The following is a 17030-nucleotide window of genomic DNA, read 5'->3' as shown; positions in this document are numbered from 1 at the left end:
GCGACGACCGATTGAATCCGCCCAGGATGCGCCCCCATATGAAAGGGGTCTCCCCTCCTCGCTGACACTTTGATCAAGCTGCGGAGTACTTCTTAGCTTTCGGATCGCTCTCACCGCGACACCGGCCTCGCGGTTTCCTTACATGCCAATACGGCATCGCATCGAGCGCAGCAGCGTCCGGATCACATTCTCAAGCCCGCCGATCTTGTGCCGCGACAAGCCGGCGCTAACCTCCTTTTATCCACGAAGCTGCAACGCCCGGTAGTCAGGTGATCTCGTAAGTAAGCTAGCGCTCTGATGCAATGCAAACCGATAGATTCCGCGCTGTCACGAGAACGGTCGGTCGATTTGTCACTCGGGCTCCACTGGCCGCTCCAAATGTTGAAAGGCGGCCGGCACGACATGAGCACGGGCTAATCGCTTCGATCAGCGCTTCGCGATGGCCCGCACGTAAGAATGCTGTCGCCTTGGAAGTTGCATGCGGCGAAGGTTATAAAGCTGCGCCGCGCCTCGTTCCACGTCAAGCCGCCCTGCGGCGCGCGCCGACGCAGCTACGGTGCTCGCGTCGTCGCACCCATTCATGCGAATCAGATGCCGGCGATCGTTACTTGCTTTCAAGTCTGATTTGTCGTTCTCCGCCATTGCGAGGAACAGGAAGTTCGCCGCTGGTGCCTGCATTCGAGGGCACGTCGGGCGCCTCTGCCAAGAACGCGTGATTGACCCCCCAGATCGCTGCTTGTGTCCGGTTCTGAACCTGGATCTTGCGAAGGATCGCTTTGATATGGACCTTTACGGTAGCTTCGGCAATTTCGATTTTCCGTGCGATGCATTTGTTCGAATCGCCTTCGATCAAACAGCGCATAATAGACCTCTCACGCGGAGAGAGCCGTGGGTCGATCGTGCCTGCAGTGAGCATCGCACCGCCGCTGCCTACGCTCGATGCACGGTTACTCACGTGATGATCGTCAACAAGAGCAAATGACAGAAACGCTGGAGGGAAGACGACTTCACCCATCATCACCAATTCCACCGATTTGGCAAAGACCTCGCAGCTCGTGACGTCAGCGAAATAGCCGTTAACGCCTGCGCGAAAAGCTGCCACTATGTCGTCCAACCGATAGCGGGTGACGACAATCGCGACTCGCGCATTGGGATGGCGGTTTCTCAGAAATTCGATCTGCTCTACGGTGGCATCAAAGTCATCGCCCGTATGAACGATCAGAAAAAGCAATTGGTCGGCTTGAATCTGGCTAGCCATCAAATCATCACCCGGCGCTGCCGAAGCCCTGATGCGGAAATTGGCTGAGCGTAGGATTCGTTCAATGCCCTCTCTAAGCAGCCCCCGTTCTCCGACAAGAATGATTGCAAAATCCCGTCGCCGTTTCATGATGAACTCCGAGCAAAAAACAAGGCGTTCGGCTGCGGTTGAAAACCCGCCGTTCCAAGCGATGGTCAGTATGTGATGGGCACTAGGCCCCCAGTCCCGTCAATCTAAGGTCGTTTTCCCGCTAAATTTTCGTCGCATGTTTGTCATATCTTAGATTTTAATGCCCGATATCACCATATATCATTTGCTATAACCGTTTCTCCTAGCACGGATTTTGGTACGGAATGTCGCAGTCCACAACAAGCCCGTGGGTTTCCATAGGCGAACGGCCTTACGTTGCTTTTTGGGTCCGGAGCCACATCTTTGCCCTCGGCACAACAAAGCCAATGACGGGCGATATTTTGTGATAGTTTGATGACGTTCTTGATTACGCGTTTGTTTGGAGCTGGCGTATGCATTGTATTCGTGTGGTTATTGCGGATCGCCATCCCATAGTTCGGCAAGGCCTGGCTGACGTACTCGGGACAGAACGTGATTTCAGGTTAGTCGCCTGCTGCGGTGATGGACCAAGCTGCATCGAAGCGATCAGGTTATTCGTGCCGGAGATCGCCATTGTGGATTTGCCCGATATCGGTGGGTCAGAAATTCTCGCTGTGACCAGGGCGGAGAAGCTTCGCACGCGGTTGGTGTTTTTTACCGGCTATATCCATGACAGCGATATAGCGAGCCTGGCTTCGGGAGGGGCCTACAGTGTTATCTCCAAGGATATAGAGCCCAAACTTCTGCTGCAGATTCTACGGCAAGTTGCGAGCAATCACAGATTGGCTCCGCCTACTCCATATGAGCTCGAACCAGCTCAGGAAACCACGAAGGCCAAAGCGACGCACGCCCCCCTCACCGACCGCGAGCGTCAGATTATGCGTCTAGTGTCTGAGGGATTACCGAACAAGGAAATTGCGCGTCGACTGAATGTCACTGATGGCACAATCAAGGTTCATCTTCATCATATCTTTCAGAAGCTCGAAGTAAGCAATCGGACGGTGCTTGCGACCCTCGCCATCTCACAAATTCACGAGCTGGACGCACCTCAGGAAGATCGTCGTGAGGCGTCATTCGAAGCTTCCCCCGGAACGCGCTCCACTGTTGCAGATAAAATCAGGTCCGTACGCAACCGATGAGATCGCCCGCGCGCAATAACCACTCATATGGTGCAGCATCGCGAATTCCCGAGCGAGAATTTCGGTGTGGCTAGACTCCAATCGGGTTAACCCACGTCAGCCACCTGAGCGACCAGGACCTTGCTGGGCCGACCTTGGGCTGCACTTATGACGTGATTGAAAAATTGACCACGAAGAACCTTTGGCCGCCTATTTGGGGGCTGTCAGTTACTTCGACTCGCCAGCAAAGCTCATTCCACAACGGCCCCAACATCCCATCCTTGAGGATTTCAGCAGTCAATTGGATCGCTGTCGTTTGCGCGGAGGTGACGTCAGGTAGCTCCACTCCGACGTCATCCAACACCAAAGTGCCGTCACTAACATGGAAGAAGTAGCGAGCCATCACTGGCTCCTCTGGAAACGCGGCGCCCGCATCCGCACAGACGAGACCGAGACACAATTCTTGAGAAGGACCAAGTATCCTTTGTCTTGAGAGGGACCAAGTATCCTTTGGAAGCGATCGACAGCTCTTAAGTGGTACCGCCAAGTTGGACTCCTTGTACGTGAACGCCCATCCCTAACTGCAGCCTGGGCTGCCGGTGGGATTTAGAGCGCGAGAAATACTAGATCGTCGCCCGATGATCACTTTCCAGGAGTGTGCGGACCATGCGAGGCCCGAAGTCAACGGGGCCGCGTCGCGCCAAATCGTTGGCCTTTGAAAGCCGCCACGCGCCCCATGCCAAATAGCCGCACCGGCGCACCAATAATAGAATGTCTCGCGGTGCTGGTAACGAACGATCGGACGCTGCGTCGGCCCAAAGGGAATTGCCGCCCTTGAACAGCGTCTCACTGAGCGAGCGCAGTATGAGGACGCTGCGGCTTAGGGCGAACTCGCTGCTGGGTTGAGCAACGACCGGGAGCCCAACTATGGGAACCTCGGGCCCAACCGGCCGATCATTACGTGGAACAGGAAGAGATCATTGCTGGCCACTGAAACCTTCATTGGCAAGCTCTCCCGCGGGCACGACTGGCCAAAGCGTTCAACTACATCCTGAAGCGATGGGAAGGCTGAAGCGGCGCCGCACGAGCCGCGCGCCCGCGAGAAGCTGTCCGTCTTCTTCCAAGAGGTCAGCAGCAGGAGATGAGCTGAGTACAGCGCAGCGTGACTTCCCTCTCAGGCTGCCTTTCACTGGCTTTAGCAAGGCAGAGACCGCGCGTTTGAAGTGGAGCGATATCGAGCTTGTCCAACGCGTGACTGCATCGCCTGCGCCCAACACGTAGACAAGAAGTTAGCTCCATCTGGTGGTGTTTGATTCGAGTCAACGAACGCGGCGATGACCTTCTGCATCGCTGACAACCACGGCGGCTCTCGCAAGCATTGATTGATACTTCAACAATATCAATGCCTCATCAATGCCACCGCCCTGACCTAGCCCTCATCTTATCTCGAAGCGACCTTCATTCAGCCTCGTTTGTCGCGGAGCCAGACCATGGGAATGAACAACGAAGGGATGGATGGAGAAACAGTAGATGAGTACGATTAACCTGACCGGCAGCTACGGCACCACGCCGTACAAGGTATCCGGTCTCGCGTCCGGGACAGTCATCGACGCCGAGACCGCGTCGTGGATCCAGTCGAACTCCGGGAGCGGCAGCAACGACTACCCGTTCCTGGTGTACAAGTCGCCCGACGCCGTCCTCGATGGCGGCACGATCATCGGGCAGATCGACCAGACGAGCGAGTGGCGCACCGTGTACAACGACACATGTGATAACCCCGCACTAGCATGACCTCCAGCGTCCCATCGCATGCATGGGGACTGACGCTGGAGGTCAGTCGGATAGTTCAATTCAGCTCGGGTCTTGCTTTTCGAACCAGCACGTTGCGGGCGAGTAAACCCAACCGGAGGAAGTCATGAGTCACACAGTTACACGCTCAGGTAATCAAGTTCAAACACCTTACAAGACGGGTTCTGCCGGCCTTGACCCCAATACACTGCTCGATTTCGAGACCGCCACCTTCATTTTGGACAATCAACCGTCCACAATTGATGGCGACGGGACAAACTATTGGCCTGTGGACGTTCGCAACTCGCCCGGTGTCATTATTGATGGTGGCACAATTCAGGGCGAGATCAACATGACCGGAGACTGGCGCACAGTTTACGACTATGGCAATTCGGCCGGTGTCACTGTGCAGTATAGTCCAGGGGTTATTGTACGCGACTGGCGTATGACGAATGTGTTCGACGGCGTTAATATTTCCTGGGAGAGCAGCAACTTTTTGGTCGAGGATGTTTGGATTACCGGCGCCAGGGACGACGCCATTCAGAATGATAAGGTTAACTCTGGTACAATCCGTGATAGCTTGTTCGATGGAGTGTTTGCTGGTATCTCGCTTGACCCTTCGTCATCAAGCCCGGTGGATGGGAGAAACAACGTCGTCACTATTGATGGTGTGCTCATGCGTCTTAACCTTCAGAATTACGAAGGTGAGATGACACATGCAAGTTGGATTAAAACCGATTCTGCTACGTTGGGTGCGGTCACGCCACACTTGCAGGTCTTTAATACCGTTGTTGCTATCGAGGATCCAACGCACCACAGCTTCCGCAGCACGGCCGACGCGTGGAAGTATCAAATAGAAGGCGCGAACAACTTCTATCTGAACCTGTCCGACACGCCGTTGCCCTCGGACTACCCTATGCCTCCCTCTGGGAGCTGGACGGTCCTCCAGGGGCAGGCGGCCCGCGACTACTGGGACCAGGCCAAGGCCGAGTGGATCAAGAACCACGAGGGCGACGGCGCGATGACTGCGCCGCCGCCGGTCAACGAACAGCCACCGGTGGAGGAGACTCCGACTGCCTCGGGTTCGGATACGACCGGCACAACGACCGGCAGCAGTCCTTCCACGGGCGGCACGTCCACGGCCACGGACGGTACATCGACCACGGGCGATACTTCCACGACCACCGGCAGTACATCCACGGCCACGGACGATACATCGACCACGGGCGGTACTTCCACGGCCACCGGCAGTACATCCACGGCCACGGACGGTACATCGACCACGGGCGGTACTTCCACGGCCACCGGCAGTACATCCACGGCCGCGGACGGTACATCGACCACGAGCGGTACTTCCACGACCACCGAAGGCACATCCACGACCGTCTCGTCGGACTCGGCACGAGGCGGTCACCACTGGTGGCAGCAGACGTTTGGTAATTCGTCGACGGACGATACGACCGTCTCGCCGGACATAGCACGAGGCGGCCACCACTGGTGGGAGCAGGCACTTGGTAATTCGACGACGGACGATAGATCCACGACCGTCTCGCCGGCTTCGACATCAGAAGGATTGGGCCACCACTGGCAGCAAATTGCTGGTTTGACGACGAGCGCGCTGGGCAGCCACGATTGGCAACAGCACGCGAACTTCTGGCACCAATAGGAGCTGGAGAGCTGTCTTCCGACATGACCTGCCGGAAGACAGCCCTTTGGGATCGAAGATTGAACGAAGGTCCAGGCAGGGTGGCTGAGGTAGTGAGACGGCCGCCTTTGAGACCGCGCACATTCCGGCGCGCGAACTTGAGAACAATATCGATGGCGGCGCTCTCCAGGGAGTCTGATCTGGCCACGAAATTGCCTGCGTAAATCCTCAGTGATCCCATTTTTGCCGGAAAACGGTCAGTGTCGGCCGTCATTTATTCAAATGTTCGTAGGGGACGCAACCGAATGAGTGTTGGTCAAAGTCGCATGCGAATGCCGTCCTTCGGTTTGCCGAATCCACTGTCAGCGGTGGCCGGCGATGACCCGGTGGCTATCGGCTTGCGCGAAAGCGCACGACGGATGGTCGGCGTCGCCGGGTTCAGCGGGGTGGTGAACATCCTGATGCTGTCCGGCTCTCTTTATATGTTGCAGGTTTATGACCGGGTGATCCCGAGCCGCAACGTCGCGACCTTGCTCGGCCTCTCGTTGATGGTGCTGCTCGCTTACCTGATCCAGGCATATTTCGAGGCGTTGCGCGCGCGCATGCTGTGCCGGGTGGCAACCATGTTCGATGTCGGCATGCAGGAATCGATCCATACCGCGCTTGCGATGCTGCCGCTCCGTGGCGCGAACCCGATGCTGCTCCTGCAGCCGCTGCGCGATCTCGACCAGGTTCGCACCTTCATGTCGGGAATGGGACCGACGGCGTTTCTGGACATGCCCTGGATTCCGATCTTTCTGGTCACGCTCTTTCTGTTCCATCCCGCAATCGGCGCTACGGCGCTACTGGGAACGATTGCAATCATCGCGATGACATTGCTCACAGAACGGCTGTCGCGTGGTGCGGCCAGGGCCGCGATGGACTCAAGTGCACGCCGGCAGGTGCTGGCGGATACGACCCAGCGCAACGCCGAGGTGATACGGGCGTTCGGCATGATTGATCGATTCACCGTGCGTTGGTCGCAGGCCAATGAGCGGTATCTGCGCGAAAACATCCGAGCCAACGATGTATATGCCAATCTCGGATCCGTGGCGAAGCTCCTGCGCTACGTGTTGCAGTCGGGCATGCTGGGGATTGGCGCCTATCTTGTGGTGGTCGACCAGGCCTCGGGCGGCATCATGATTGCTTCGTCGATCATGATGGGCCGCGCGTTGGCGCCGGTTGAAGTTGTGCTCGGCAACTGGAAGCAGCTTGTCACCGCGCGCCAGGGGCTCGCCCGCCTGCGCGACATCTGCAAGGCGACGGCTACGCCGCCTGCGCCGCCGGTGGCGTTGCCGCGTCCCTGCCGCGAGCTCTCGGTAGAGCATCTCGCGGTCGCAGCTCCGGGCATGGACAAGCCCATCGTGTCCGACATTTCGTTCTCGCTGAAAGCGGGTATGGGGCTCGCACTGCTCGGCGCCAGTGCTTCCGGCAAGACCTCACTTTCGAGGGCGCTGGTCGGAATCTGGCCGGCCAAAGAGGGTGTCGTGCGGCTCGACGGAGCGGCCATCGATCAATGGCGCAACGAGGATCTGGGGCGTCATATCGGCTACTTGCCTCAGGACGTTGCGCTGCTCGAGGGCACGGTGGCCGAAAATATCTGCCGGTTCGATGAGCGGGCGACGTCAGAGGCGATATTGAAGGCTGCGCAGATTGCCGGCGTGCACGATCTCATCCTGCGCCTGCCGCAGGGATATGCGACGCGCATCGGCCAGGGCGGTATGAGCCTCTCGGCGGGCCAGCGCCAGCGGATTGGTCTGGCGCGAGCTGCCTTCGGCGACCCGTTTCTGGTTGTGCTCGACGAGCCCAATGCGAACCTCGACACCGACGGCGAGAATTCCCTGGGCCAAGCTATTGAGACTCTGCGCCGAAACGGGAGCATCGTCATCGTCATATCGCACCGCCCCAGCGCGCTTGCCGTACTGGACATGGCGATGGTGCTCTACGATGGCAAGGCGATCGCGTTCGGTCCCTGCGAGGAGGTCTTTGCACGCGTTCGAAGGGGGACGGGCAAGGCGGCGTCTGCGGCAAAGGCGGCGGCTGCACGGACCGCACCTGCGGTGCCTCGCGCAGCGGTCGCTGAGGGAGTTTGAACATGCGGCCTAGACAGAATGCACTAGATTCCGATCAGGCCTCGCCGCGCGTGGCACGCGATCCCAACCCCGACGCGTTCGGATCGCAAAGCGCTGCCTTGATACTCGAATTGCAACGTTTGAGCCGCGCCTTTGACGGCGAAATTCGCAGTCATCAGCATGCACAGCGGCTGCGGCGCGCCGCGCCTGATACTTCAGCACGTCCCATTGGTGCCCAGACCCGCCGGCCCAAGCGCCGGAAAAAGAGCAAGGTGGGGTGGGTTATCGACTTCTGCCTTGAACAGGTCGGTTTCAAGTCGGCCGCGCAGGCCAAGCGCCGGATGGACCCGCCGAACGCGGCTCACGTCACGCCGCGCCATCCGAGCCCGAGTCTCGTACCGTCCCGTCCATCGCCGATGGAATTGACGAAACCCGGGCCGGCAATTCCTGCGCCGGATGCCCCACATCAATCGATGGCTCTCCCGAATCCGCAACTCAGGCTTACAGGTCCGCTCGCGCCGGCAACGGCCGTCGGGCGCTTGCTTCGAACTGGCAGCGCCGGCCTGGTCGCTGCGGGTTCATTCCTGCTCAATCGCAACGCGCAAGCCCCGGCGAACGCCACGGCCGATATCGGCCTGATGACGCATGCCGGCTGGTCGTTTGAAAATCAGTTGCGGACCGGCCTTCGAATTCTGCTCCTCGCCACCGTGCTGGGCGGCGGCTGGCTTGCACTCGTGCCGCTTGCGGGCGCCGTGGTGGTGCCTGGAAATCTTGTCGTGCAGTCCAATGTCAAGACTATCCAGCATCCCACCGGCGGGGTCGTCGCGGATATTAAGGTCGCCAATGGTGCACACGTGGCCGCCGGCGATTTGCTGCTGCGGCTCGACGCCACCCAGGCCCAGACCAGCCTTCAGATCGTGAGCAAGCAGCTCGACGAGGTGCGCGCGCGGATCGCTCGATTGACCGCTGAGCGCGATGGCCTGAACCAGCCGGAATTTCCTCCTGCATTGATGGCACGCGCCGGCGAAGAAAGCATCCGAAGTCTGCTGGCGTCGGAGACTTCACTGTTCAAGGCCCGATCGGAAGGGCGCAAGAGCCAAAAGGACGTTTTGCAGAGCAAGATTGGGCAGCTCGGCCAAGAGGTTTCGGGACAAGAGGCCCAGGTGGACTCCAAAGCCAAGCAGCTTGAATTGATTGCTGGCGAGCTTGTCGGGGTCAAGGACCTTTACGACAAGCGACTGGTGCCGCTGACGCGTCTCACGACGTTGCAGCGTGAGACCGCGCGGATCGAAGGCGAGCGCGGGCAATTGATATCCTCGATCGCCGAGACGAAATCAAAGGTCGGCGAGACACAGCTTCAGATCGCGCGCCTCGATCAGGATTTTCGCACCGAAGTGGTCAAGGAACTAGGCGAGACGCAGGGCAAGGAAGCCGAACTCGTCGAGCGCGGCGTCGCCGCGCGGGATCTGCTCGACCGGATCGAAATGCGTGCGCCGACATCGGGCGTGATCCACAAGCTTTCCGCGCACACCATCGGCGGGGTCGTCCGCCCAGGCGACGTCATTATGGAAATCGTGCCCGATACGGACGACCTGCTTGTCGAAGCAAGGTTGCAGCCGCAGGATATCGACCAGGTTCGTACCGGCCAAAAGGCATTCGTCCGCTTCTCGGCCTTCAACCAGCGGGTGACACCGCAGCTCACCGGCACGGTGTCTCTGGTGTCGGCCGATACCAGCCGTGATCAGCAGACCAATTCATCCTATTTCACGGTGAGGGTCGTGTTGCCCGATGATGAGCGTCGCCGGCTGGGCGGCCTACAACTCGTCCCAGGCATGCCGGCCGAAGTTTTCATGCAGACCGGCAGCCGGACCATGATGAACTATTTGTTGAAGCCGATCACCGAGCAAATGAACCGTGCGTTTGTCGAGCGGTAGCTCGACGCCGGGCCAAGTTTCAGAACCTATACAACTCCAGCTCCAATGGTAAAGGCCGCGCCATTCAATAGCTGATCGGCGCCCGTTTGGCGGAATTTAACGATGAGACCGCGCGCGGCGAGGTTTGGTCGGGTGGCAACCTGGAACAGAGCCAACCTTCAGGGCCGAAAAAAGGGAAAGAGATCGAGTGCGTTATGCAACGCGCTGGTTGGCCGGCTTGAACATAACCGGCCGAAGAAGTTCGTGACGCCGGAGTGGACGGGACGAAGCGCGCCGGCGCATTGAACGGGCAGTTCGTTGAATGGGACACGCAGCGCAAGCGGCTCAGCGCACAGGGTGCTTTTTGCTTTCAAGGCCAGAAATCTCACGTATCGGTCGTTTTAATGGGCCGCAGAGGGCTCGCTTTAACTAAAACTTTAGACAAACAGGTTGGCATTGTTGGACTGAACCGACCAGCGATTTTTTGAATGCCCCCTCGCGGATCGAGCTCTATCGCTTAATCCATTGCACTCTGGACTTACTCCATGAAGTCCGATTTTTCGATTGGCGATCGTGTTCAAATGAGCGCCCTCGGCGCAGCACGCTGCCCTCGACATGCACACAAGGCCGGCACTATTGTCGGGCGGAGCAACTACGTTAATTGCGCCCGCGTCCTTCTCGACGGAAACAAGTCACCAATCTCCCTTCATTGCGAATATCTTGACGCGATTCTGCCGGTCAATGCAGCGATACAACCTCGTTGATACCGTACCTTGGTTCGTTGAATGCGATGGCACTTGATAGGCGGATCACTCTTTGAGACGTTCGCCGAAGCGGAGAAGGCCTGTGAGGCCGTGCTGGAGCACCTGATCAGATAGCTTCGGATCTGGCGTAGCCCTTGCCCCGCTCAGCCGCGTCGGGCTGAATATCCCGAACGAGGAGTATTCATCAGGCCGCGGTCGTAAGTTCGAAGAGCCGATCGCGCCGCCGGGCGGCGGCAAGCTCGTCCCTCACCCGCCGCCGCGATCTTGACGCGCTTCAAAGAGACCTGCTGATCGCAGTCCGGCCAGGCAATCCAGCCCACACGAGCGGGTAAGATTTCGTTAACCTTACGGGAGCAAGACTTTGGCTGCCGGGGCTGGGCGCATCATAAAAGGAGAATCCCATGCCAAATCTGGAAGAGGCCATTCGCGAACGTGCCTACCACCTCTGGATCGCCGATGGTCAACCCGAGGGCCAGGCGGACATCCATTGGCTCAATGCTCAACGCGAAATTCTCACGACATCAGTTGAAAGCTCAGGCGGCAACGCTGCCGCCGCAGCGCCCACCGACACGGGATTGGTTGCGACGAAATCCGCTAAAAAGGCGAAGGCAGCCCGATCGGGAAAAAGCAAAACCCTCGCCGCATAGGTCCATACGAGCATCATCGCGCGGACCCGTAACAACGACTCCATCATCAGCGGAGGGAGCAGCCCCGCTCCCCCGTTGTTCGTCCAAACGAATCGAGGCCGATTTTTCACGAATGGCAAGACAACCGGGATTGGACTGCCAAGAAGTACCGGCGCCTCCCGCATGGTCGTTTGGGGAGCGCTCATCAACTGACGGCCGTTCCAAGATCGCGCAGCGCCTGGGTGAAGTTCGGCGATGACAAGCCGTTGGCTAAGCAGGAAACGATGCGCCGATAGTCAGCGATCTCGGCAGTCTGACCGCCGCGGCGACCGTGGCGCCCGCCGTCCACCAAGATGGCCTGGGCGACGTCATTCGGCGCACACTCTGACTCGAAGGTTGCGCCTCTTGTTGCGCCCAGCCTGGTCGCGAGTGCTGTCGCCGCCATCGCGCTCCTGGCGGTTCTGAAGCCGTCCTAATTCGCAACATTAGGGACGACGGGAGGGCCGCTCATTCCGACGCCGTCTCTAGACAGCATAGCCCTTGGCCGTCCCTTGGCTACGCTTCACTTGCGAAACTCAGGCGTGGCCAGTTTCCCTCTGTTAGCGAGGCGAGCATATTAAGCATTCCAGCTGATGTCCAAGGCCTCATCGTGTGCCTGCAGCATTACGACGGCCGCAACCTCGCGTCGGTTGGGCCTTGAACGGGCCGCGCCAAGGCGAAGCAGGATGGCGGAGAAAACTGGCCGAAAGCTGACGTGGATCAATCCGCGCTCACGTCTGTCGCTTTACAAGTACACGGCCTAGCTGATGACGTGAGGCGGCGAGGCTTGCGCCCGCGATTGACCGGTCCCGCGCGATCCAAGCACCATTTCCGTCGTCCAATTCATGAGCAGCGATGTGTATGCGTGCTGGTGTTCTGCCTGAGAAAGTGCGTGATCCGCCCCGCTGACAGTGCGGTAGGTAAGGGAGTGAGCTCCGCTACACGAGAACCGGTAGCTGAGGATTGTTTCGTGGGGAACCAAATCATCATGCTCAGACTCGATGATCAACACGTCGCCACGGAACCGGGTGCAGGCATGAAGAGCCAGATTGTCCTTCGAAGGTACAAAGCTTCGGCGGTACGCAGCCAATACCTCTCGGTCGAGCTGCCGCTTCGGAACGTTCCATTCGTCATCCCGGTAAAGAGCCGGTACCCGGAGCGCCATCCAGCGCACGGCCCTTTTTGAGGTCAAAAGGGCAGCTAAGTAGGCGCCGTAACTGCTTCCCACGACGGCAACCGCCGAACCGTCGACAGCTGGGTGCCGTACCAGCGTGTCGTAAGCCCCGATGAGGTCATTGAGGTTCTGCTCGCGGGTGACGCTTTCGAATTGAGATTTCGTTCCCGCATGGCCGCGCAGATCGAACGTCAGGCAAACGCACCCGAGTGCAGCAATTTCGCGGGCACGAACCAGGTCGCTGGCTTGGCTACCACCCCAGCCGTGAACAAACAGTATGCCCGGAAGCGAACTTGCCGGAGTTAGCAACGTGCCTGCCAGATGCTGGTCCTCGACCTTGATTTGAATCGTCGTTTGCTCAGGAGTCATGCGTTGCGTAAGTGCGCGTATTTGGTGATTACGCCGACCTGTTGGTCCACGCCCTCAAAGTAGATGATCGCGTTCGCTGGCTTCGGCGGGCAGGTTCCGTACGCCTCAACCGACGACACTTCGACGCTCTTCAGACCAGAATCAGCTGCAAAGGCTTCGAGCGCAGTGATCTCGGCCGGTGTTGCTCCACCAATCCGCCACGACTGTTCAAGAACGCCGCAACAACGTTGTCCCGTCGTCGACGTTCCGCAAATAATGTCATAATTCCTTCGCGAAGCGATGATTTCCGGAAAGTGCCGCTTGGCGGCGGCGTCGTAGCGTTGAGCCTGATCGATCGCGATGCGCACTTCGTCCGAAGGATCTCTCACGCCCACAAGATCATCGAAGTCTCCACGGACGACGGAGAGATCGGACCCTCCGTAAGCGGTGTGACCGAAATTGTCGCGTGCGAGGATCTGTACGCCATAATAGCTCGCGACCAGCCCGTCGAGCCGAATCTGTCCGACGCTATAGGTGATGGGTGCGGCGATATCCTCTTCGAGAACGAGCCCGAATTGCGAGAGCTGCGCGTGATCGAGCTTTTCGACAATCCCGTCAAACTCAGAGGCACGGCGTATGATCGATTGACCGCGGCCGCCGGTCGCCTTTACGGGTTTGACCCGGACAGGCCCTTCGCGAAGCAAACACTCTATTGCGGCGTGCGCATCTTCGATGCAGAAAGCCGTATATCCCCGAGGGACAATGCTAACGACGTCCATCGCAAACTCGGCCGACCAGCTCGCCGGTGATCGGGCGCCTTCCGAAATCAAGCCATGGGTAATGGCTTTTGTTCCGACGAACCCGTGAGGGACAACACCGCCAAACAGATCATCCTCTGCGAAAATTCCAAGTTCGTGTGCAACATCAATTCCGATGATCGTGTCCGTTGGCAAGAAGTAAGGCCGGCCAGAATAGCTAAAGGTGGCATCGAATTGTCCGCCGAAGCAGCCGCCCTTGATTGCGGCAATCCTCTTGGCGATCCCGATGTGTGCAACCCTTTCGTGAGTTGCGCAAAACCGTGTGCCGGCTGGCGTGTGAATGAGAACCACCCTTCTTGCAGGAAGATTGGTTTGACATACAAACTCGCCAAATCTCTCAAGTTTCGCCGTGGCCCCGCCCGCAGTTCATGGAACGCCATCGAAAGGTGCGCGTTCCGCGACATTTCGATGACGGTGATTGGGAGACGGAAGATCACATAGCGCGGCGCCAATCGTCGCCGCCTCAGCGAGCGCGTTTTTGCGATTTTTCTGGTTCGGCAGATTCAACATCTGGCTGGCTCGTGCCATCGGCACGGTGGCGGTCGCGCGAAAGCAGGTTACCAGAGCGATCGAACTCGACATCGGGCTGGGCTTCCTTTGAGCGCCCACTCAGGTCGGGGTCGATACTAGTTCGAATATTGGGTCGCGGCTCAAGGCGCGACGAAGTATGTCTGCGTTGGCACATAGGCGGACCTCGACCATCGCAATCAGGTGGTCCGCTTTGCCGCTGATACTGTTGCAAGAGTCGATTTTCGTCGATGACCAAAATTCTGCGGGCCGTGGGCGCGACTTTCGTGCACAAGATATGAGGGACCTCACGGCGTCACGCAAAATTCACAGGCGACTTCGGTAACGCGATTGAGGTCATTCGAATCAGCGATCGCTCGCTGCTTAGTGTTTTCGCGAAAAATCTTGAGCCCCTGCAACTTTCGACTTTTGCAACACTATCCCCCTATGATCGGACATCGTCAGACCAGCCGGTCAGGTCCGAAAACCTTCACAGAAGCAGCTCTGAGTGATTCAACACTCACGACAGTGCTGCCTTGTGACTCGGTCCCACAGGGCCTTAGCAGGATTATCCGATCTTCAAGAGATTCTGGTTCGGCAATGGCCCGCCGGGAAATTGTGCCAGCCTGCCGCCAAGCGCGAGTGGACCAAGGTCGATACCGGCGAATCCGAGGCAATCAATCAGTGCACCAACCTCGGCCTTCGCGGCGGTATCATCGCCGGAGTAAAAGAGCACGCGACGACCACCGTCTGCCCCTGGATCGCTTGCCAGCACGTCCGCCCTCAGATGATTGAACGCCTTCACGAGGCGCGCACCACGCACCAGACCGGCGACCACCTCGCTTGAAATGCGGCCCTGCAAATCGACCGGCTTGAATAGCGGGGCTTCGATCGGATTGTTGGCGTCAATGACGATGCGTCCGCCCCAGGGCGGCAGCCCAGCCACCGCCTGCGGCAGTTTTGTCCAGTTGACCGCGATCAAGACGATGTCCGCGGCGGCGGCTTGCTCGCGCGTTCCCGGCTTGATGGTCGGGCCCAGAGCAGCAACGGACTCCTTGAGCGAGTCGGGCCCTCGGCTGTTGGCGATGGTTGCGGCAATTCCAGCTCGCGACAGCGTCTTGGCGAAGGCCAGGCCAATATTGCCGCCTCCAATAATGCCGAGGCTCATGCTCATGTCCTCTTCTGTAGGCTGCCTTAGCGGTTGGGCGTGCCGGGAAGCGCGCCGAGTTGCTGCATGAGTGAGAATAGGTTGGCCACGCCCCAGTGCTCGGTGATCTTGCCGTCGCGCACGCCCATGACGTCCACCGTCTCAAATTGAATCTTGCGACCGGTTGGCGCGATGCCGAAGAACTCGCCCTTGTGCGTGCCGTGGTAGGTCTTGTAGGTGGTCACCCGGTCGCCATCGGCGAGTTGCCAGTGGATGTCGGCGTGAAAGTCCGGGAAGGCAGCGCGCAGAACCTTGTAGAGTTCACGCGCGCCAGCCTTGTCAGGCGTGCGCCCCGGCTGCGGCGTATGGTCAATAAAATCGTCGGCGAATAATTGCTCGAACACCTCGAAATTCCCCCCGCCTTGGACTTCTTCGGTGTTCCGCCGAACAACCGCCTTCGCTGCTTCGCTCACGCTGATCCTGGTCATGGATGTCGCTCCAAGTTTATGGGCGCTGCATCGTGTTGGCGCCGATTTCAAGCGGCAGCGCCGGTCTTTGGCCGAGAAGCTGCGCTTTCCGCGGTGGATAGTGGCGACATATTCGCCTAAGATTAGTCCTGAATTGATGGAATTACTTTCAAGCATCCGTTGAAGGAAGTCTTCTGGAAACCCTCGCCAACCTTGAATCCTTCGTCCGCCGTGCCGAAACCGCCAGTTTCTCGGCCGCGGCGCGTCGCCTTGGCCTCACGCCAGCGGCAGTCAGCCGGAACGTAGCGATGCTGGAGCGCAATATCGGCGCCCGGTTGTTTCACAGGAGCACACGCAAGCTAACGCTCACCGACGCTGGAGAGCGCTTTCTGCTCGCCATCAAGGACAATCTAGAGGAACTACAGCAGGCGATTTCGGGGATGGCGACGGATGGAGGAGAGCCGGCGGGCGTGCTCAAGGTAAGCATGGGTCTCAACTTCGGTGCGGATTACATCCTTCCGCTGTTGCCGGCGTTCCTGGCCCGATATCCAGGCATTCGACCCGATTGGCAATTTACAACGCGTCAGATCGATTTGATCGCCGATGGATATGATGTCGCAATCGGGGGCGGCATTGAATGGACGCCAGGCGCTGTTTCGCGCGTGCTTGCGCCGTTGCACCTCATCGCGGTCGCCGCGCCGGAATATCTCAAGAGCCGTGCACTGCCGGCCGACCCCAACGGGCTCGCAGCATTCGAAGGAATCGTATGGCGCTCATCGCGCACGGGTCGGATTCGCGAACGCATTATGCGCAATGCGGCGGGCACCGAAATTCCGGTGAAATTGGCTGAGACGATTGTCTTCGATGATCCGGAAGCGACCTGCCGGGCAGCCCTGTTAGGCCTAGGTGTGACATTGATCGCGATGAGCCACGCGCTACCGCATTTGGAGCGCGGTGCGCTCGTGCGTCTCGTCCCTCAATGGTACAGCGACGGTGGGCCGATCTCGATCTATTACGCGAGCCGTACACTGCTGCCTGCGAAGACCCGCGTCTTCGTTGATTTTGTTGTTGAGGCATTCAAGCGTGATCGTCTGGCCGAACGTTTCGCCGGTAGCTTAGGCTAGGGTTCGGGGTCCGTTAATGGGATGGTCCGGCCGTGCTCCGGCCCTGCCAGCACGAGAAGCTGGCAAGGGGCGCTC

The 17030-nt window shown here is 58.8% G+C and carries 14 protein-coding genes; 7 read left to right on the top strand and 7 right to left on the bottom strand.

Going from position 1 to position 17030, the window contains the following annotated elements; all coding sequences use genetic code 11:
- Positions 1 to 604 precede the first annotated feature (604 nt).
- Positions 605 to 1387, bottom strand: coding sequence for a LuxR C-terminal-related transcriptional regulator (locus tag RX328_RS22260; protein WP_213255658.1), 783 nt, complete (start codon positions 1385 to 1387; stop codon positions 605 to 607).
- Positions 1388 to 1779: 392 nt separating this feature from the next.
- Between RX328_RS22260 and RX328_RS22255 the strand changes: the two genes are divergently transcribed.
- Complete coding sequence (locus tag RX328_RS22255; protein WP_213255660.1) at positions 1780 to 2505, top strand: LuxR C-terminal-related transcriptional regulator; 726 nt, start codon at positions 1780 to 1782, stop codon at positions 2503 to 2505.
- 145 nt (positions 2506 to 2650) lie between these two features.
- On the opposite strand, the gene RX328_RS22250 is transcribed toward RX328_RS22255, so the two are convergent.
- Positions 2651 to 2887, bottom strand: a complete 237-nt coding sequence (locus tag RX328_RS22250) for a DUF6894 family protein (RefSeq protein ID WP_213255662.1) — start codon at positions 2885 to 2887, stop codon at positions 2651 to 2653.
- Positions 2888 to 4014: 1127 nt separating this feature from the next.
- Between RX328_RS22250 and RX328_RS22245 the strand changes: the two genes are divergently transcribed.
- The 5 genes from RX328_RS22245 (at position 4015) to RX328_RS22225 (ending at position 11352) form a co-directional block, all read left to right on the top strand.
- Positions 4015 to 4275, top strand: a complete 261-nt coding sequence (locus RX328_RS22245) for a hypothetical protein (protein WP_213255664.1) — start codon at positions 4015 to 4017, stop codon at positions 4273 to 4275.
- Positions 4276 to 4399: 124 nt separating this feature from the next.
- Entirely contained in the window at positions 4400 to 5938 is a 1539-nt protein-coding gene (locus RX328_RS22240) for a right-handed parallel beta-helix repeat-containing protein (RefSeq protein WP_213255666.1), read from the top strand.
- A gap of 398 nt (positions 5939 to 6336) precedes the next feature.
- Positions 6337 to 8049, top strand: a complete 1713-nt coding sequence (locus tag RX328_RS22235; protein WP_213255687.1) for a type I secretion system permease/ATPase — start codon at positions 6337 to 6339, stop codon at positions 8047 to 8049.
- Positions 8050 to 8051: 2 nt separating this feature from the next.
- Positions 8052 to 9962, top strand: coding sequence for an HlyD family type I secretion periplasmic adaptor subunit (locus RX328_RS22230; protein ID WP_249727101.1), 1911 nt, complete (start codon positions 8052 to 8054; stop codon positions 9960 to 9962).
- Between the two features lie 1144 nt (positions 9963 to 11106).
- Positions 11107 to 11352 (top strand): DUF2934 domain-containing protein, encoded by a 246-nt coding sequence (locus RX328_RS22225; protein WP_213255668.1) that lies wholly within the window; start codon positions 11107 to 11109, stop codon positions 11350 to 11352.
- Between the two features lie 184 nt (positions 11353 to 11536).
- Here the strand turns inward: RX328_RS22225 and RX328_RS22220 are convergent, their stop codons facing one another.
- From RX328_RS22220 to RX328_RS22200, 5 genes are all read right to left on the bottom strand, one after another.
- On the bottom strand, positions 11537 to 11776 hold the full coding sequence (locus RX328_RS22220) for a hypothetical protein (protein ID WP_213255676.1): 240 nt from the start codon (positions 11774 to 11776) through the stop codon (positions 11537 to 11539).
- A 354-nt stretch (positions 11777 to 12130) separates the two neighbouring features.
- On the bottom strand, positions 12131 to 12913 hold the full coding sequence (locus RX328_RS22215) for an alpha/beta hydrolase family protein (protein WP_213255678.1): 783 nt from the start codon (positions 12911 to 12913) through the stop codon (positions 12131 to 12133).
- On the bottom strand, positions 12910 to 14001 hold the full coding sequence (locus RX328_RS22210) for a DUF3182 family protein (RefSeq protein ID WP_213255680.1): 1092 nt from the start codon (positions 13999 to 14001) through the stop codon (positions 12910 to 12912). Before RX328_RS22210 ends, RX328_RS22215 begins: the two co-directional genes overlap by 4 nt.
- Positions 14002 to 14785: 784 nt before the next feature.
- Complete coding sequence (locus tag RX328_RS22205; RefSeq protein WP_249727105.1) at positions 14786 to 15385, bottom strand: NADPH-dependent F420 reductase; 600 nt, start codon at positions 15383 to 15385, stop codon at positions 14786 to 14788.
- 26 nt (positions 15386 to 15411) lie between these two features.
- Entirely contained in the window at positions 15412 to 15852 is a 441-nt protein-coding gene (locus RX328_RS22200) for an ester cyclase (RefSeq protein WP_213255684.1), read from the bottom strand.
- Between the two features lie 173 nt (positions 15853 to 16025).
- On the opposite strand from RX328_RS22200, the gene RX328_RS22195 reads away from it, so the two are divergent.
- Positions 16026 to 16955: a LysR family transcriptional regulator gene (locus RX328_RS22195; RefSeq protein ID WP_213255691.1), complete on the top strand. Its 930-nt coding sequence runs from the start codon at positions 16026 to 16028 to the stop codon at positions 16953 to 16955.
- Positions 16956 to 17030: the final 75 nt, after the last annotated feature.

Source organism: Bradyrhizobium sp. sBnM-33 (assembly GCF_032917945.1).
GTDB lineage: Bacteria > Pseudomonadota > Alphaproteobacteria > Rhizobiales > Xanthobacteraceae > Bradyrhizobium.
The sequence above is the reverse complement of the archived record's forward strand: the minus strand, read 5'-3'. Positions and strand labels throughout refer to the sequence as shown.